Annotated in this window: 18 protein-coding genes; 5 read left to right on the top strand and 13 right to left on the bottom strand. The window is 72.5% G+C overall.

Annotated features, from left to right (window positions below):
- Window positions 1-72 precede the first annotated feature (72 nt).
- On the bottom strand, window positions 73-717 hold the full coding sequence (locus tag EDD93_RS34700) for a hypothetical protein (RefSeq protein WP_123530175.1): 645 nt from the start codon (window positions 715-717) through the stop codon (window positions 73-75).
- A gap of 314 nt (window positions 718-1,031) precedes the next feature.
- Between EDD93_RS34700 and EDD93_RS34705 the strand changes: the two genes are divergently transcribed.
- The gene (locus EDD93_RS34705) at window positions 1,032-1,691 is read left to right on the top strand and encodes a class F sortase (RefSeq protein WP_123530177.1); all 660 of its coding nucleotides are present in this window, start codon (window positions 1,032-1,034) and stop codon (window positions 1,689-1,691) included.
- 49 nt (window positions 1,692-1,740) lie between these two features.
- On the opposite strand, the gene EDD93_RS34710 is transcribed toward EDD93_RS34705, so the two are convergent.
- A complete protein-coding gene (locus tag EDD93_RS34710) occupies window positions 1,741-2,583 on the bottom strand; it encodes a polysaccharide deacetylase family protein (RefSeq protein WP_123530179.1) in 843 nt (280 codons plus the stop codon).
- A 165-nt stretch (window positions 2,584-2,748) separates the two neighbouring features.
- On the opposite strand from EDD93_RS34710, the gene EDD93_RS34715 reads away from it, so the two are divergent.
- Both EDD93_RS34715 and EDD93_RS34720 read left to right on the top strand, forming a co-directional pair.
- On the top strand, window positions 2,749-3,210 hold the full coding sequence (locus EDD93_RS34715) for a universal stress protein (protein ID WP_123530181.1): 462 nt from the start codon (window positions 2,749-2,751) through the stop codon (window positions 3,208-3,210).
- A gap of 187 nt (window positions 3,211-3,397) precedes the next feature.
- Window positions 3,398-3,967: a sigma-70 family RNA polymerase sigma factor gene (locus EDD93_RS34720; protein ID WP_123530183.1), complete on the top strand. Its 570-nt coding sequence runs from the start codon at window positions 3,398-3,400 to the stop codon at window positions 3,965-3,967.
- Here the strand turns inward: EDD93_RS34720 and EDD93_RS34725 are convergent.
- Entirely contained in the window at window positions 3,901-4,098 is a 198-nt protein-coding gene (locus tag EDD93_RS34725; protein WP_123530185.1) for a zf-HC2 domain-containing protein, read from the bottom strand. The genes EDD93_RS34720 and EDD93_RS34725 overlap by 67 nt on opposite strands.
- 124 nt (window positions 4,099-4,222) lie before the next feature.
- Between EDD93_RS34725 and EDD93_RS34730 the strand changes: the two genes are divergently transcribed.
- Window positions 4,223-4,738 carry a hypothetical protein gene (locus tag EDD93_RS34730; RefSeq protein WP_123530187.1) on the top strand — a complete coding sequence of 172 codons (516 nt, stop codon included), beginning with the start codon at window positions 4,223-4,225 and terminating at the stop codon, window positions 4,736-4,738.
- 18 nt (window positions 4,739-4,756) lie between these two features.
- On the opposite strand, the gene EDD93_RS34735 is transcribed toward EDD93_RS34730, so the two are convergent.
- From EDD93_RS34735 to EDD93_RS34780, 10 genes are all read right to left on the bottom strand, one after another.
- Window positions 4,757-5,947, bottom strand: coding sequence for a sensor histidine kinase (locus EDD93_RS34735; RefSeq protein ID WP_123530188.1), 1,191 nt, complete (start codon window positions 5,945-5,947; stop codon window positions 4,757-4,759).
- Window positions 5,944-7,425, bottom strand: coding sequence for a cation acetate symporter (locus EDD93_RS34740; RefSeq protein ID WP_123530190.1), 1,482 nt, complete (start codon window positions 7,423-7,425; stop codon window positions 5,944-5,946). Before EDD93_RS34740 ends, EDD93_RS34735 begins: the two co-directional genes overlap by 4 nt.
- Window positions 7,422-7,784 (bottom strand): hypothetical protein, encoded by a 363-nt coding sequence (locus tag EDD93_RS34745; protein WP_123530192.1) that lies wholly within the window; start codon window positions 7,782-7,784, stop codon window positions 7,422-7,424. Before EDD93_RS34745 ends, EDD93_RS34740 begins: the two co-directional genes overlap by 4 nt.
- Before the next feature lie 64 nt (window positions 7,785-7,848).
- Window positions 7,849-8,601 carry a LytTR family DNA-binding domain-containing protein gene (locus tag EDD93_RS34750; RefSeq protein ID WP_123530194.1) on the bottom strand — a complete coding sequence of 251 codons (753 nt, stop codon included), beginning with the start codon at window positions 8,599-8,601 and terminating at the stop codon, window positions 7,849-7,851.
- Between the two features lie 63 nt (window positions 8,602-8,664).
- Window positions 8,665-9,525 carry an Fpg/Nei family DNA glycosylase gene (locus EDD93_RS34755; protein WP_123530196.1) on the bottom strand — a complete coding sequence of 287 codons (861 nt, stop codon included), beginning with the start codon at window positions 9,523-9,525 and terminating at the stop codon, window positions 8,665-8,667.
- Between the two features lie 34 nt (window positions 9,526-9,559).
- Window positions 9,560-10,417 carry an amidohydrolase gene (locus tag EDD93_RS34760; RefSeq protein ID WP_123530198.1) on the bottom strand — a complete coding sequence of 286 codons (858 nt, stop codon included), beginning with the start codon at window positions 10,415-10,417 and terminating at the stop codon, window positions 9,560-9,562.
- A gap of 1 nt (window position 10,418) precedes the next feature.
- Window positions 10,419-10,730 carry an L-rhamnose mutarotase gene (locus EDD93_RS34765; protein WP_123530200.1) on the bottom strand — a complete coding sequence of 104 codons (312 nt, stop codon included), beginning with the start codon at window positions 10,728-10,730 and terminating at the stop codon, window positions 10,419-10,421.
- Between the two features lies 1 nt (window position 10,731).
- Window positions 10,732-11,715, bottom strand: coding sequence for an aldo/keto reductase (locus tag EDD93_RS34770; RefSeq protein ID WP_123531601.1), 984 nt, complete (start codon window positions 11,713-11,715; stop codon window positions 10,732-10,734).
- Between the two features lie 168 nt (window positions 11,716-11,883).
- Window positions 11,884-13,260: a wax ester/triacylglycerol synthase family O-acyltransferase gene (locus EDD93_RS34775; RefSeq protein ID WP_123530202.1), complete on the bottom strand. Its 1,377-nt coding sequence runs from the start codon at window positions 13,258-13,260 to the stop codon at window positions 11,884-11,886.
- Window positions 13,261-13,447: 187 nt separating this feature from the next.
- Window positions 13,448-15,514, bottom strand: coding sequence for a SpoIIE family protein phosphatase (locus EDD93_RS34780; RefSeq protein ID WP_123530205.1), 2,067 nt, complete (start codon window positions 15,512-15,514; stop codon window positions 13,448-13,450).
- A gap of 288 nt (window positions 15,515-15,802) precedes the next feature.
- On the opposite strand from EDD93_RS34780, the gene EDD93_RS34785 reads away from it, so the two are divergent.
- A complete protein-coding gene (locus tag EDD93_RS34785; RefSeq protein WP_123530206.1) occupies window positions 15,803-17,170 on the top strand; it encodes an FAD-dependent oxidoreductase in 1,368 nt (455 codons plus the stop codon).
- Window positions 17,171-17,234: the final 64 nt, after the last annotated feature.

A 17,234-nucleotide genomic window follows, 5' to 3' on the forward strand; every position in this document is an offset into this window, starting at 1 on the left:
GGAAGTCGCCCCGGGTCCTTTCACAGGACTCGGGGCGACGTCGTTATCGGGCCGGCTGGTATGTCCGTGCGGTCAGACCGCCCCATGGCCGTTCCTCCGGCGGCGCATGATGTACATGCCTCCGCCGAGGGCCGCCGAGGCGACCAGGCCCGCACCCACGCCCATGTCCGCCGGGCTCGCGGCCATCGAACCGCCGAGGCCGCCCTGCGCGCCCCGGCTGTTGAGCACGGTGAACCGGTGCCCGGCCGTCCGGTCGGTGCCGTCGCAGCGCACCGTCAGGTTGTAGGAGCCGGGCGTCGCGTCGTTGAAGATCCGCACCCGGGCGTGGCCGACCCGGCCCGCCGAAAGCCGCGTGGTGCGGAAGGCGTTGGACGAGACGCTGCCGCCGCGGCCGCAGCCCTCGGCGCTGACCTGCATGGCCGCGCCCTGGTGCACGCGCTCGGGGTCGACGGTCACGTTGTTCGGGCCGTTGTTGCGGCCGTTCCCGTTCCCGTTGCCGTTGCCGTTGCCGTTGTTATTTCCGTTGCCGTTGCCGTTGTTGTTCCCGTTCCCGTTGTTGTTGCCGTTCTCCCAGTCGCCCGGGTCGTTCCAGTCGTTCTGGCTGTTCCCGTTGTTCTGGCCGTTCCCGACGTCTCCACCGGCTGCTGCCATCGGGGCGCCGAGCCCGAGAGCGGCGACGGCGGTCGCGGCGACAACGAGAGCGCGTGTAGCACGCATCGTTCGAACCTCCAGCGGGAAGCGCCCCCGGAGCTCGGTGCACCGGGATGGATCGACGAGAACGCCTCCCATGACGAACCCTCACCAGATCCTTGATCCAGCGCATTTCGGCGCTGCTCCACCCCGGTGATCCGACACACCGTCCGCGCACCTGCGGAACTGATGGATCCGCAGGTCACAGAGCGTCAGAACTTTTATCCGCGCACTACTCCGATACGCAGGCGCCCACCGGGCCGCCACCCGTTCGCCCCTCCCTGATCGCCGCCCGGCCGCCCCGCGCCTAGCGTTCCCCTCGTCGCGACGAAGGGAGAACCATGGGCCGGGACAACTGGCACCCCGAACGGATCAGACACTCGCCCTGGGGCGCGCTCGCCCTGGTGATGCTCACCGGTCTCGCACTGATGCGGAACGGGGCGGACCTCTCGCCCGGACCGCCGCAGCCGGTCGCCGCCACCTCGGTCGGCCACCAGAAGCAGGCTCCCGCTGCGCCCGCCTCCGGCCCGGTGGTGAAGCCGCTGGCGTACGCCCCCGTCGACCGCGTCGCCATCCCCTCGATCCAGGTCGACGCACCGGTCATCGACGTGAACCTGGACCCGGACGGCTGGATCGAGACGCCGCCCCCGCAGGACCCGAACCTGGCGGGCTGGTACCAGAACGGCATCGCGCCGGGGCAGCTCGGCACCTCGGTGGTCGTCGGCCACGTCGACAACGAGGCAGGCCCGGCGGTCTTCTACAGCCTGGGTTCGCTGAAGAAGGGCAACCGCGTCGAGGTCACCCGGAGCGACGACCGGGTGGCCGTGTTCGAGGTCTACGGTGTCGAGGTGTTCGCGAAGAACGACTTCCCCGGTGCCCGGGTGTACGGCGACACCGGCAAGCCGGAGCTGCGGGTCATCACCTGCGGTGGCGGGTTCACCAAGGCCAACGGCTACGACGGCAACGTGGTGGTCTTCGCCCGGCTGGTCGCCACGCGCTGACGTCCGCTGCCGGGGGCGGACCCGTCCCCGGCGGCGGCCGCCGCGCGGCTCAGCGCCGTTGCGGCACGGTGAGCCGGTAGCCGTCGTCCAGGAGCTCGGGCAGATAGCGGCCCAGCGCGGCCACGCTCTGCGAACGGTTGCCGCCCGCGTCGTGCGACAGCACCACGACCCCGGGCGCCGCCCCCTCCCTGACCCGGTGGACGATGCTGTCGGTGCCGGGGACCGTCCAGTCCAGCGTGTCCACCGTCCAGGCCATCGGTTCCATGCCCATCGCCGCGCCGATCTCGAAGGAGTTGCGGTTCCAGGCCCCGTAGGGCGCCCGGTACCAGAGCGGCGGCGCGCCGGTGATCTTCTCGATCACCTCGCTGGTACGGCCCAGCTCGTCGGTGATGCCCGCCCTGGAGAGCTTGGTGACCAGCGGATGCGTCCACGAGTGGTTGCCGACCGTGTGACCCTCGTCGGAGATCCTGCGCACCAGGTCCTGGTTGTCGTTGGCCATCTCCCCGCACAGGAAGAACATGGCCCGCACATCGTGCTTGCGCAGGGTGTCCAGGATGTGCGGGGTGTAGAGCGGGTCCGGGCCGTCGTCGAAGGTCAGCACCATCGCGTGCCCGATGCCGGGGAGCTTCTCGAACGGGCGGGTCCGGACGGGGGGCGCCGCGGGGCGGTAGTGGGGCGGGGTGTTCGCTGTCATGGGACTCAGACGATAGGACAGCGGCTTGGTCCGGAGGGCCGCCTGCGGCCCGGCCGCGGCGGTGGACGGCGCCGCGGGGCGCCGGAAGGGAGTGCCTGCGGTGTCCGCGGCGACCAGGCGCACGAGGGAGGCGGCGCCCAGTCCTGCGGCGAGCCTCAGCAGCGTTCTGCGCACCGGCAGCCTCTGATCATTTTTCATGACCAACTGCTCGCACGTCCCGGCTCCCACCCACCTCAACGACACCGGTCACGCGGGGTTTTGCACCCAATGGAGGGAGCCCGTCCGTGGCAACCGGCGTCCGCGCGACCGGGCTGCCTGCATCCGGGGCGAGTGGGCCGCCCGGGAGCGGATAGCCTCACTGCCGTGACAGACCAGCAGCCTCACCAGTTCGAACGTGGCACAGACGGCCCAAAAGTGATCGTCGCGGGCCTCGACGGTTCGGAGTCGTCCATGCGCGCCGCGGCCTATGCCGCGGGTCTCGCCCGTCGGCAGCGGGCCATGCTCGCCCTCGTCTACGTGCAGCCCGTGCTGCCCGCGGGCGCCGCGCTCGGGGCGCCGGTCGGTGACACGACCGTGGAGGTCGCGGAGGGTCTGGTGAACGAGATCCGGGAGTCGACCGAACGGATGAAGGACATATGGGATGTGCGCTGGGAGTTCCACACCTTCCGCGGTGATCCGTACAACGGCCTCGTGACGGCCGCGGACGAACTCAAGGCGGATGCCGTAGTGGTGGGCGCCTCGGAGTCGGCGGGGCACCGTTTCATCGGCTCGGTGGCCGTCCGCCTGGTGAAGGCGGGACGCTGGCCCGTCACCGTGGTCCCTTAGGGCCTGTCCGGCGGATCTTCGCGGGCCCGCGCCGCCGCCGCCCGACCGCTCACCGCACCATTCGCCGCTCCGTGCGACCGCTCGTCGCACGGGGCGGCTTTTGTCCTGTTGCCCGGGGCCCGGATGCGTTCATATACGCCAGTCAGCAGCGAGGCGGCAGGGACCTCCGCGGGGAAGGGCGTTCACGATGACCACGGCGACGACCGACGAGCGGGCCCTCGCGGATCTGCAGCGTGACCACGGCCCGGCCCTGTTCCACTTCCTGCTCGGCCTGACCTTCGGTGACCGCCAGCGGGCCGAGGACCTGCTCCAGGAGACCCTGGTGCGGGCCTGGCAGCACCCGGAGGCCTTCGACGCCCCGTACGAGTCGATGCGGCCCTGGCTGTTCACCGTCGGCCGCCGGCTGGCGATCGACGCACGCAGGTCACGGCTGGCCCGGCCCGTCGAGGTGGGCGACGCGGTACTGGAGAGCGCCCCGTGCGGGGAGGACACCGCCGAGTCCGCGGTCGCCGCGCTCGATGTGCGCGAGGCGGTGCGCGGCCTCAGCCCGGAGCACCGGGCGGTGCTGGTGCAGATCTACTTCCGGGGGCTGAGCGTGGCCGAGACGGCCGAGGTGCTCGGCATTCCGGCCGGGACCGTCAAGTCCCGTTCGTACTACGCGCTGCGCCTGCTCTCGCGCGGTCTGCCGGGCTACTCCAGGAGGTCCTCCTCACTGAGCAGCGGCAGCAGTGCCGCGGCCTCCGCCACCGCCACGTAGTCGGCGGCGCAGCGGTCGCAGTTCTGCAGGTGGCGGGAGACCTCCAGCGCCTCCGGGGCCGCGAGCGCGTCCAGCACGTAGGCTCCGAGCAGCTGCCTCATGTGCGGTCCCTCCCCGGGGTCGGCGGTCATCGCAACCTCTTGTCTGTGACGTATCCGGTCCTACGGATCCTGCCCTTCTGGCCACGCGGGGCGCGCTCCCCCGGTTCAATGCTGCGTGTAGGGGCGTGCCGAGAACGGAATGGGGCGAGACGCGATGCGTCCGGAACGTCGTGACGGATCCGGTGGCGGCGGGCTGCTGATCCCGATGGCCTGGATGTACGCCGAGTACATCGCCGACGAACTGCTGCGGACCGGTGAGCTGATGGAACCGGCGACGCTGGAGTACCGGGCGGGGCGTGACGCGCTCGCCCTCACCGTCTTCCTCTCCGACGGCGCGGTGGCCGAGGCGCTCCCCGCGACCCGGGTGGACGAGCTGCGGCTGCTGACGGCGTACGGGGCGCCGTGGCGCGGCTGGGTCTGTGAACGGCTCGACGCGCTGGAGACGGCGCGGGGAGGCCCCGACCCGGATCTCGCGCTGGCCCGCGCGGCGTGGCGGTGGCTGGAGGACACCGAGCTGCTGGCGGCCGACCTCGACGCGATCGGCCCGCCGGACCCGGAACCGGCCGACGGCCCGCCCGGCCCGGAGGCGGAGGGGGCCCCGGCCCAGGTGTGGACGCCGGCCTGGCAGCTGGGGCTGCCGCTGGGACACCTCTCGATCCACCTTTACTGAGGGCCCGGCGGCCGGTCCTCAGGAACCGTGCACCCCGGCGCGGTACTTCGGAAGCCGCACGGTGATCCGCATTCCGGCGCCGATGCCCGTCTCGATGACGAGCCCGTAGTCGTCCCCGTACACCTGGCGCAGCCGCTCGTCCACGTTGAGCAGGCCGACGCCGGTGGACTTGCCGCCCTCGCCGCGCAGGATGTGGCGCAGCCGTTCGGGGTCCATGCCGATGCCGTCGTCCTCGATGACGACCTCGGCCTCGGAGCCCGCGTCCAGGGCGCTGATGGTGATGCGGCTGGAGGTGACCGCGCCTTCGAGCCCGTGCTTGACGGCGTTCTCGACGAGGGGCTGGAGGCAGAGGAAGGGCAGGGCGACGGGCAGTACCTCGGGGGCGACCTGGAGGGTGACCGCGAGCCTTTCGCCGAAGCGGGCCCGGACCAGGGCCAGGTACTGGTCGATGGAGTGCAGTTCGTCCGCGAGGGTGGTGAAGTCGCCGTGACTGCGGAAGGAGTAGCGGGTGAAGTCGGCGAACTCCAGAAGGAGTTCGCGGGCCTGCTCGGGGTCGGTGCGGACGAACGAGGCGATGGCGGCCAGTGAGTTGAAGATGAAGTGGGGGGAGATCTGCGCGCGCAGGGCCCTGATCTCGGCCTCGATGAGCTGGGTGCGCGAGCGGTCGAGCTCGGCGAGTTCCAGCTGTACGCAGACCCAGCGGGCGACCTCACCTGCGGCCCGCGCCAGGACGGCCGACTCCCGGGGCGCGTAGGCGATGAGGGCTCCCAGTACCCGGTGGTCGACGGTGAGCGGTACGGCGACGGCCCACCGCAGCGGGCAGTCCAGATCGTCGCAGTCGCTGCGGAAGGCGGTGTCGCGGCCGCTGGCGAGCAGCTCCGCCACCTGTTCCATGACGTGTTCGCCGTGGTGGCCGCCCTCGCCGTCCCAAACGAGTACGCGCTCGCGGTCGGTGAGGCACAGCGCGTCGGTGCCGAGCAGGGAGCGCAGCCGGCGGGCGGACTTGCGGGCGCTGTCCTCGGTGAGTCCGGCGCGCAGCGGGGGCGCGGCCAGTGAAGCGGTGTGCAGGGTCTCGAAGGTGGCGTGCTCCACCGGGGTGCCGACGTCGCTGGTGCGGACGGGGCGGGCGGTGCGGCGTCCGGCCAGCAGGCCGGCCCCGGACAGCAGGACGCCGATGAGCACGATCACCGCGTATCCGGCCCCGGTCACCGGTGCCTCCCCGAGGTGAGCGCTTCGGGCAGGTGGAAGCGGGTCATGGCGGCGTTGGTGCCGGCCGGTATCCGGCCGGGCGTGGCCAGCGAGACGAGGATCATGGCGAGGAAGCCGACGGGTACGGACCAGACGGCGGGCCAGGCGAGCAGGGCATGCGGCCAGCCGGGCGGGCGCACCGCGCCGCTCACGGTGATCGCGACGGAGAGCAGCGCCGAGCCGCCGCCGAGCAGGAGACCGGCGACGGCGCCGGGCGGGGTGAGCCGGCGCCACCAGATCCCGAGGACCAGGAGCGGGCAGAAGGAGGACGCGGAGACCGCGAACGCCATCCCCACCGAGTCCGCCACCGGCACCCGGCTGACCAGCAGCGATCCGGCCAGCGGGACGGAGATGGCGAGGACGGTGGCCAGCCGGAAGTGCCGTACGCCCCGCGAGGGCAGCACGTCCTGGGTGAGGACCCCGGCGACGGCCATGGTGAGTCCGGAGGCGGTGGACAGGAACGCGGCGAAGGCGCCACCGGCGATGAGCGCGCCGAGCAGGTCGCCGCCGAGGCCGCCGATGACCCGGCCGGGCAGCAGCAGCACGGCGGCGTCCGCGTCGCCGCCGCCGATGAGCTCGGGGGCGTACAGCCGCCCGAGGGCGCCGTAGACGGGCGGCAGCAGGTAGAAGACGCCGATGAGGGCGAGGACGGCGACGGTGGTGCGGCGGGCGTCGCGGCCGTTGGGGCTGGTGTAGAAGCGGACGACGACGTGCGGCAGGCCCATCGTGCCGAGGAAGGTGGCGACGATGAGCCCGTAGGTGGCGTACAGCGGGTGGTCGGCGCGGAAGACGGACAGCTGCTCGTCGAAGGTGACGCGGGGGCGTCCGTCGCCCTGCCAGGCCAGGACCAGGAAGATGGCGGGGACCAGGAGTGCGGTCAGCTTCAGCCAGTACTGGAAGACCTGGACGAAGGTGATGGAGCGCATGCCGCCCGCGGCGACGGCCAGGACGACCACGGAGGCGACGAGCACGTCCCCGAGCCAGCCGGGCGCCCCGGTGAGGATCTTCAGGGTGAGCCCGGCGCCCTGGAGCTGCGGGACGAGGTAGAGCCAGCCCGCTCCGACGACGAGGACGCTGACGAGCCGGCGCACCTGCCGCGATTCGAGCCGTCCCTCGGCGAAGTCGGGCAGGGTGTACGCCCCCGAACGGCGCAGCGGGGCGGCGACGAAGACCAGCAGGACGAGGTACCCGGCGGTGTAGCCGACGGGGTACCAGAGCATGTCGGGGCCGTGCACCAGCACCAGTCCGGCGATGCCGAGGAAGGAGGCGGCGGAGAGGTACTCGCCACTGATCGCGGCCGCGTTGAGGCGGGGCCGTACGGTGCGCGACGCGACGTAGAAGTCGGACGTGGTGCGGGAGATGCGCAGTCCGAATCCGCCGACGAGGACGGTGGCGGAGACGACGGCGGCGACCGCCGTCACCGCGTAGGCGCGGCTCACTGTGCGGGGCGGCCTTCCACGAGCCGGGCGAAGTCGTGTTCGTTGCGCTCGGCCCGGCGCACGTACCACCAGGCGATCAGGGTGAGCGGGGGGTAGGCGGCGAAGCCGAGGACGGCCCACACGACGGCGTCGCTGCGCAGCGCCGCGAAGACCAGTGGCAGGGTGCCCGCCACGGCGGCGAGCACGGCGAAGGCGGTGAGCCCGGCGCGCAGTTGGCTGCGCATCAGCGAGCGTACGTAGGCACCGCCCAGCGCGGTCTGTTCGTCGATCTCCGACTGGGTGCGGTAGCGCGGCAGCGGCCGGACCCGCCGGGGCTCCCCCGTCACCACTTCGCGCCGGGGCGTTGACTCTGCGGACATGGGGCCGGAGTGTACGCAGCACCCGGCCCCGCTGGGAAGGGATTCGAACGCGGGTAGCCGCTGGTCAGCGACCGCCCTGCCGCATCAGCAGATCGCGCAGCGCGCGGGTGTGGCGGCGGCTGACGGCGAGTTCGGCGGTGCCGATGCGCACGCTCATGCTGCCCGCGTCGAGGCGGAGTTCGTCGATCCTTCCGAGCGCCACGAGGTGGCGGCGGTGGATGCGTACGAAGCCTCGGGTCCGCCAGCGCTCCTCCAGGGTGGTCAGCGGCACCCGGACCAGGTGGCTTCCGGTGGCGGTGTGCAGCCGCGCGTAGTCGCCCTGGGCCTCGGCGTACGCGATGTCGTCGATCGGTACGAAGCGGATGACGCCGCCCAGTTCGACCGGGATCTGGTCCTGTGACGTGTCGTGGACGGGTGCGGAGCGCTCTGCGACCTGTTCGGCGACGCGGCGTACCGCTTCGGCCAGGCGCTCGCGGCGTACCGGCTTCAGGACGTAGTCGACGGCCTTGAGGTCGAAGGCCTGCACGGCGAAGTCCTCGTGGGCGGTGACGAAGACGATGAGCGGGGGCGCGGCGAATCCGGCCAGCAGCTGGGCGACGTCGAGCCCGGTCAGCCCGGCCATGTGGATGTCGAGGAAGACGACGTCGATGGCGGCGGCGTCCTCGGGCCCCGCGTCGACGGCGCCGCCGATGCGGCGCAGCGCCTCGGTGGCCCCGGTGGCCCCTTCGGCGCTGCGGATGCGGGGATCGGCGCGCAGGAGGTACAGCAGCTCCTCCAGGGCGGGTTCTTCGTCGTCGACGGCGAGTACGCGCAGCATGAGGCCGGAGTGTAGACCGGCCGGGTGACACGGGCGGATCGAACGGCGCACCGGCCGGGCGGGCTACTTGAGCAGTCTGGAGAGCCTGCGGTCGGCGAGTGGTTTCCCGCCGGTCTGGCAGGTCGGGCAGTACTGGAGCGAGGAGTCGCTGAAGGAGACCTCGCGGACGGTGTCGCCGCAGACCGGGCAGGGTTGGCCGGTGCGCCCGTGGACCCGCATCCCGCTGCGCTTCTCGGCCTTGAGCTTTCCGGCCGCGAGTCCGCTGGAGCGGGCGACGGCGTCGTCGAGCGTGGTGCGCAGGGCGGTGTGCAGCCGGGTGATCTCGTCGTCGGTGAGGTGTGCGGTGAGTTTGAACGGCGACATCTTCGCGACGTGCAGGATCTCGTCGCTGTAGGCGTTGCCGATGCCGGCGATGAGGGACTGGTCGCGCAGCGCGCCCTTGATCTGCCGGCGCTCCCCTTCGAGCAGCGCGGCGAACGCGTCGCGGTCGAAGGACGGGTCCAGCGGGTCGGGCCCCAGGCGGGCCACGCCGGGCACCTCGGCGGGGTCGTGGACGAGGTGGACGGCGAGGCGTTTGGTGGTGCCGGCCTCGGTGAGGTCGAAGCCGTCGCCGCCGGTGAGTACGGTACGCAGCGCCAGTGGCCCCTTGCCGGGGCGCGGCGGGGTGGCGGGGAAGCTCTCCTTCCACTGGAGCCAGCCGGCGCGTGCGAGGTGGGTGAGCAGGTGGAGGGGGCCGACGGCGATGTCCAGGAACTTGCCGTGCCGCCGGACGCCGGTGACGGTGCCGCCGTGCAGGGCGGTGAGCGGCGGGTCGTACGTCTTCAGGACGCTGATGGCGAGCGGGAGTACGCGGTCGATCTCCCTGCCGACCAGGTGGTCGTCGAGGAAGACCCGCAGGGCTTCGACTTCCGGCAGTTCGGGCATGGTTCCCAGCCTGCCGCAGGCGTCGCCCCGGTGGCTACCGGAGGCCGTACACGCGCTCGGCGGTGGTGGCGAGGACGGCGGCCCGTTCACCGGGGGCAAGACCGCTGACCAGGGTGTGGGCGGCCTCGACGACCTCGGTGTACGTGGCGGCGAGCCGGCACACCGGCCAGTCCGAGCCGAACATCAGCCGGGCGGGCCCGAAGGCGTCGATGACGGTGTCCGCGAAGGGGCGCAGGTCCTCGGCGGTCCAGTGGTGCCGGTCGGCCTCGGTGACCAGGCCGGAGAGTTTGCACACGGTGTTGGGGAGGGCGGCCAGCGCCCGCACCTCGTCGGCCCAGGGGCGCAGGGCGCCGGTCGCGATGGGCGGTTTGCCCGCGTGGTCCAGGACGAAGGTGAGGCCGGGCAGCAGCTCGGCGGCCCGGACGGTGGCGGGCAGCTGGTGCGGCTGGACCACCAGGTCGTAGACGAGCCCGGCACCGGCCACCGCGGCCAGGCCGCGCAGTACGTCGGCGCGCAGGAGCCATTCGGGGTCGGGTTCGCCCTGGACCTGGTGGCGCAGCGAGACGAGCCGGTCGCCGCCGGGGAGCTCGCGCAGGGCGGCGAGGGTGTCGGCGATGCCGGGCGCCGTGAGGTCGCTCCAGCCCACGACGCCGGCGACGAGATCGCTGCCGTCCGCGAGCGCGAGGAACTCGGGGGTCTCCTCGGGGACGGTGACGGTCTGCACGAGCACGGTGGCGCTCACGCCGTTGGCGCGGGCCTCCGGCTCCAGGTCGGCAAGGGAGAAGTCGCGTCGCAGGGGCGCGAGTTCCTCGCCGGTGATCCACTCCTGGTCGCGTACCGAGAGGTCCCAGACGTGGTGGTGGGCGTCGACGATGCGCGGGCCGCCGGTCACCTCACAGCTCCCAGGCGACGGGGAGCCCGGCTCCGGCGCCGTTGGAGGAGTAGTCGTGCGTGACGTCGAGGAGCTCGTCCATCCTGGCCTGCCAGGCGACGTTGACGGGGAGCTCCTCCAGTTCGGCCAGGAGCCGGGCGTAGTCCTCGCACTCGATGACGTGGAACAGTTCGGTGCCGCTGCGCCAGATCGTCCAGGAGGTGGCGCCGGCCGCGCGGATCGCCCGGGTCAGTTCGGCCGGTACCTCTCGGTGTGCGGCCTCGTACTGGGCTATGCGGTCCGCGCGGACCTTGGTGTGCAGGGCGATACGCATGTCAGTTTCCGTTCTCGGTCAGCAGGCCCTCTGCGCGCAGCTCGTCCCAGAGCTCGTCGGGGACCGGTTCGCGCAGCAGCGCGGCGGCGTCACGGACCTCTTCCGGGGAGCGGGTGCCGACGAGCACCCCGGCGACGGCGGGGTGGGTGAGCGGGTAGTGCAGGGCGGCCGCACGCAGCGGCACGCCGTGGGCCTCGGTGACGGCCTTCAGGCGCAGCGCCCGGTCCAGGAGGCTGATGGGGGCGGCGGCGTAGTCGTAGGTCGCGCCGGGGCGCGGGTCCGCGAGGAGGCCGGAGTTGAAGACCCCGCCGACGACGACGCTGCGGCCGCGGGCGGCTGCCTCGGGCAGCAGCTCGATGAGGGCGGACTGGTCGAGGAGGGTGTGACGGCCGGCGCAGAGCACCACGTCGGCGTCGGTCTCGCGGATGAACCGGGTGAGCATCGCGGTCTGGTTCATGCCGGCCCCGATGGCGCCGATCACGCCCTCGGCGCGCAGTTTCTCCAGCTCCGGGTAGGCGTGCCGGAAGGCGGCTTCCGCGTGGTCGTCCGGGTCGTGCAGGTAGGCGATGTCGATGCGGTCGAGGCCGAGCCGTTCCAGGCTGTCCTCGATGCTGCGCCGGACGCCGGCGGCGCTGAAGTCCCAGCGGCGGCGGTGGGTGGCCCGTACGGCGAAGCCCTCGGAGAGCTCGTCGGACGGGGCGGGCGCCCCGTCGGGCAGCGGGTCGAGCACCCGGCCGACCTTGGTGGACAGCGCGTACGAGTCGCGGGGCCGGGTGCGCAGCGCCTCACCGAGCCGTCGCTCGGAGAGGCCCAGTCCGTAGTGCGGGGCGGTGTCGAAGTAGCGGACGCCCTCGTCCCAGGCGGCGTCGACGGCGGCCGCGGCCCGCGCCGGTTCGACGGCGGTGAAGAGATTGCCGATGGCGGCCGCCCCGAAGGACAGCTCGGTGACCTCGACCGCGCTGTTTCCCAGCCTGTTGCGCCGCATGCCTGTGCCGCCCTCCCCGATGATCACTTCGTGCACACGGCAAATATTCATCGGATCACTTGGGCACGTCAACACCCCGGGCGCCATCAACTACCTCGATTGCCCGGGAATCTGTCCGACCTATGGCCGCACGACCGGTCGGACGGCCGAAGCCTGGGGCCCGGCCGTTCAGCGGACAGGCAGCGCCGCGAGCAGCTCGGCCACCTCTTCCTCGGCGCAGCGCCCCAGCCGCTCCAGGTCGGGCAGCGCCTTGCCGTCGGCCACCAGCCCGACCTGCACCCGGCCGCCGTACGTCGTGAGCGCGACGGCGAGCGACTGGCCCCGGGCCAGCGGCGCCATCGGGTACAGCGCGCGCAGCGGGCACCCGGCGAGCGAGAGCGCGGAGCGCGGCAGCGGCACGCTGGTGACCAGGACGTCGAAGAGCATCCTGGCCGCGTTGCCGGCGAGCGGGGCGCCGAAGCGATGGGCGAGCGAGGGCAGCTGGTCGGCGAGTACGGCGACCGCGCCGGCCCCGCGCAGCGGCCCGGCGGACTTGTTGCGGTCCATGGCCCCGCGGACCGCCCGCAGGCGCTGCCAGGGGTCGGGCTCCGAGACGGGGAGGCCGAGCAGGTAGGCGGAGAGCCGGTTCCCGGTGGCGGCGCCTCCCGGGCGGCGCCTGGAGACGGGGACCAGGGCGCGCGGGTCGGCGCCGGGCAGCGGCTCGCCGCGCTCCAGCATCCACCGGCGCAGCGCTCCGGCGACGACCGCGAGCAGCACGTCGTTGGCGGTGCCGCCCGCCGCCCGGCGGATGCGCTGCACGGCGTCGAGGTCCAGATCGGCGGTGGCCAGGCGCCTGGTGCCGCTGGAGCTGGCGCTGAGCGCAGTCGCGCCGCGCAGGTCGAGGCGGCTGGCCCGTACCAGCGAGGCGCCGACGCCGAACGCCCGGCCGAGATCCTCGATCCGGCCGAGGGCGAGACCGGCGACCTGGCGCGGGCCCGGCATCCAGGAGCGCGGCGGCACCGGCCTGACCCGGCCGGCCGGTGCACCGGCCCGGCCGGGTCCAGCGACGGAGGCGATCTCGTCGAAGATCCCGGCCCCGATGGCAACCGCCCGCATCCCGTCGGCGAGCGCGTGGTGGAGCTTGACCAGGACGGCGAAGGGGCCGTCGGCCGCGCCGCCGATCACGTACATCTCCCAGGGCGGCAGCCCTCTGCGCAGCGGCCGTTCCATCAGTTCGCCGGCGAGCCGGGTGGCCCCTGCCATGAACGCGCCCTCACCGTCCGCCGTTTCGGGCAGCTCCACCCGCTTGACGTGCCGGTGGACGTCGAAGTCCTTGTCCACCGACCAGGCCGCGCCGCCGACCGGCAGCAGTACGTCGCGTACCCGCATCCGCAGCCGGGGGATCGCGGCGGCCCGGGAGCCGAGCAGTTCCAGCAGCGCGTCAGGTCCGGGCGCACCGCCCCCGTCCGGGGAGAAGACGGCGAGCGCGCCGAGGTGCATGGGGTGGGCATCGGACTCAAGGTGCCAGAAGGCGAGATCGAGGGGTGCCAGTAGCTCAGTGCCCAACGGGTCCTCATGTCATCGAAGACAAATGACTGACGGCAATCACGAGATCACAGTCAATCCCTCTCGATCGGTTACGGTCAAGTACAGACATGTTACGTTCTGTTACTTTCCAGTAGTGTTCATAGCCCCCGCCGCTGCCCGCGCAACCGCCTCGGGGGCTTCCTCCGGGCGGCGCCGGTCCGGCGGCTCAGTCGCGTGGCGGAATGCTGAACTCGCACCAGACGCACTTGCCGGTGCCCCGTGACTCGACGCCCCAGGCGTCCGCCAGCTGGTCCACGAGCATCAGCCCCCGGCCCGACACACCCGATTCACCCGCGTCCCGGCGGCGCGGCAGCGCGCTGGAGCGGTCCTCGACATCGACCCGGAGCCGGCGCCCGGCCCCGGTGAGCACCCGGATGGTGACGATCGCGCCGCCGTCGGTGTGCATCAGCGCGTTGGTGGTCAGTTCGTCGGCGGCCAGCTCGACCTCGTCGGCCCGGTCCTTCGCGCCCCAGGCCCGCACCGCCGCACGGATCATGTGGCGGGCCGAGCTCAGCGCCTCGGGGTCGTTCTGTGCCACGTGCTGCTGGAGCCGGCCGCCGGGCTGCGGTGCGTGGGCGGCCCGGCGCCGCAGCAGCAGCACCGCGACGTCGTCCTCGCCGCCGCGCTCGTCGACCCACTCGCAGAGCCGGTCGGCCAGTGGCTGGAGGTCCTGCGGGCCGGTCCTGACCGTGTCGGCCAGCAGCTGCATCCCCTCGTCCAGGTCGGCCCCGGGCAGTTCCACCAGCCCGTCGGTGAACAGCACCATGGTCTGGCCGGGATCCAGCTCGACCGTGCTGACCGGGTACTCCAGCCGCCCGAACTCGGCGGAGAGCCCCAGCGGCAGCCCGCCGTCGACGGGCACCTTGCGGCAGGTGCCGTCCGGCTCCCGGACCAGCGGGTCCACATGACCGGCCCGGACCAGCTGCACGACCCCGGTGGTCAGGTCGGCCTCGGCGTAGGTGCAGGTCGCGAAGCGGTCGGTGTCCAGCTCGTGCAGGAACACGGAGGCCCGCGCCATCACCGTCGCCGGGCTGTGGCCCTCGGCCGCGTAGGCGCGCAGCACGATGCGCAGCTGACCCATGACGGCCGCGGCGTGGGTGTCGTGCCCCTGTACGTCACCGATGACGGCGCCGACCCGGCCGCCGGGCAGCGGGATGACGTCGTACCAGTCGCCGCCGATGTCCCGGCCGAGGCGGGCCGAGCGGTAGCGGACGGCGATCTGCGCCCCGGGCACCTCGGGGATCCGCCGCGGCAGCATGGCCTGCTGCAGCCCCTCGGCGAGGTCGTGCTCCTGCTCGTAGAGCATGGCGCGCTGGAGGCTCTGGGCGATGGAGCTGCCGAGGGCGACCAGCAGATTGCGTTCGTCGCCGGTGAAGCCGTCCTTGTCGCTGTAGAGCAGCCCGAGCGCGCCGATCGGGCGCGCCTGGGCGATCAGCGGCAGATAGGCCGCCGAGGTGATGCCGAGATGGCTGATGTAGGGCCACAGGATGGGATACGAGGCGGCGAAGTCCTCCGCGGACTCGATGAAGCGGGGGGTGAGCGTGCGCACCACCTCGCTCATCGGGTAGGGCTCGTCCGTCCGGGTGTAGCGGGTGCCCGGCACGAAGGAGCCCTCCGGCCCGTCCGCCACCAGATGGATGCGCCCGGCCTCGATCAGACCCATGACCAGGCTCGTCGCCCCCAGGTGGGCGAGCCCCTGGGAGTTCTTGAGCACGTCGGTGACGTCCCGGACGGTACGGGCGTGCGCCAGCGCGGCCGTGGTGCCCTCCACCAGGCTGGTCCGGCGCCTGCGCTCCTGGTCCAGCTCGCGGCGGGCGGTGGAGTCGGCCAGCTCCTGGGTGGCGTCCCGGACGATGCCGATGATCCGGCGCGGGCGCCCGGTCGCGTCGCGCCGGACGAAGCCCTGGGTGTGGGTCCAGCGCAGGCTCCCGTCGCGGCGCAGGCTGCGGAAGTACGCCCCGTAGTTGCTGCGCCCGCTCTTGAGCGCCTGCGCTACCAGCGCGTCCAGCCGCACCCCCTCGTCCGGGGGCACGCGCACGGCGAGCGACTCCGGCCGGTCGTCGTATTCGTCGGCCCGCAGGTCGAACACGTCTAGGGCGGGCTGATCCATGTGCATGAGGCCGCTGTCGAGGTCCCAGTCGAAGCTGCCCATACGGTTCAGGGCGAGACTGAGGTCCGGGTGGGCGGGCCAGTCGTCCGGGAGTGACAGGGCACCCGCTACCCGATCATCCATGTGGGCAACTCTGCCACCATTTGTCCGATTCTTCGACTGAGCTGTCCACCAGCTGAACGTGCGATGGGACACATTCCGCAGACCGCCCCGCGGGCCCGTATCCCAAGGAATCGGCCCGGGGAGCCCCGGGCCGGAGTACCGGATACCCCCGCAGAACGCCGACCCGCCCCGAAACCGGACCCGGGCAGCGGCTAACGTGTGCGCAGGGGCGAACTAAGCCAAGCCTTACCAAGACGCGCCCCATCCGTGTTCGCCCGTCCTTCCGCCCGTTCTAAGGAACAGCCCTCCATGACACGCCCCGTCCGCGTTGCCATCGTCGGAGCCGGCCCCGCCGGAATCTACGCAGCGGACGCGCTGCTCAAATCCGAGGTCGCCGCCGACCCGGGCGTGTCCATCGACCTGTTCGAGCGGATGCCCGCCCCCTTCGGCCTGATCCGCTACGGCGTGGCACCGGACCATCCCCGGATCAAGGGCATCGTCCAGGCGCTGCACCAGGTCCTGGACAAGCCGCAGCTGCGGCTCTTCGGCAACGTCGACTACCCGAACGACATCGGCCTGGACGAGCTGCGGTCCTTCTACGACGCCGTGATCTTCTCCACCGGCGCCGACGCGGACCGCGCCCTGGACATACCCGGCAGCGAGCTGGACGGCTCGCACGGGGCCGCCGACTTCGTCTCCTGGTACGACGGCCACCCGGACGTCGCGCGCACCTGGCCGCTGGAGGCCGAGAAGGTCGCGGTCCTCGGCGTCGGCAACGTGGCCCTGGACGTGGCCCGGATGCTCGCCAAGACCGGTGACGAGCTGCTGCCGACGGAGATCCCCGCCAACGTGTACGAGGGCCTCAAGGCCAACAAGGCGCTGGAGGTGCACGTCTTCGGGCGGCGCGGCCCGGCCCAGGCCAAGTTCAGCCCGATGGAGCTGCGCGAGCTGGACCACTCGCCCAACATCGAGGTCATCGTCAACCCCGAGGACATCGACTACGACCAGGGCTCGATCGAGACCCGGCGCGGCAACAAGCAGGCCAACATGGTCGCCTCCACGCTGGAGAACTGGGCGATCCGCGATGCCGGCGACCGTCCGCACAAGCTGTTCCTGCACTTCTTCGAGTCCCCGGTCGAGATCCTCGGCGAGGACGGCAGGGTCGTCGGGCTGCGCACCGAGCGCACCGAACTGGACGGCACCGGCAACGTGCGCGGCACCGGCCGCTTCAACGACTGGGACGTGCAGAGCGTCTACCGCGCGGTCGGCTACTACTCGCAGGAGCTGCCCAAGCTCCCCTTCGACGTCGCCTCCGGCACCGTCCCGCACGCCGCCGGACGGGTCCTGGCCGGTGACGAGCCGATGGACTCGGTGTATGTCACCGGCTGGATCAAGCGCGGCCCGATCGGCCTGATCGGCCACACCAAGGGCGACGCGAACGAGACCGTCGCCTGCCTGCTGGAGGACCACACCACCGGCCGGCTGCCCGCCCCGGCGCAGCCCGAGCCGGAGGCCGTCACCGAGTTCCTGCGGGCGCGCGGGGTGCGCTACACCACCCGTGAGGGCTGGTACCGGCTGGATGCCCACGAGCGCGCCCTCGGCGCCGAGCAGGACCGCGAGCGGGTCAAGGTCGTGGAGCGCGAGGCCATGCTCGACGCCTCGGAGCCCGGCAACTGACATCACGCCCGTCGGCCCCGGAAGGCCTCCGCTCGGAGGCCTTCCGGGGCCGGCGTCCGTCGCG

Origin of the sequence: Streptomyces sp. 840.1, assembly GCF_003751445.1 — a bacterium.
Taxonomy (GTDB): Bacteria; Actinomycetota; Actinomycetes; order Streptomycetales; family Streptomycetaceae; genus Streptomyces.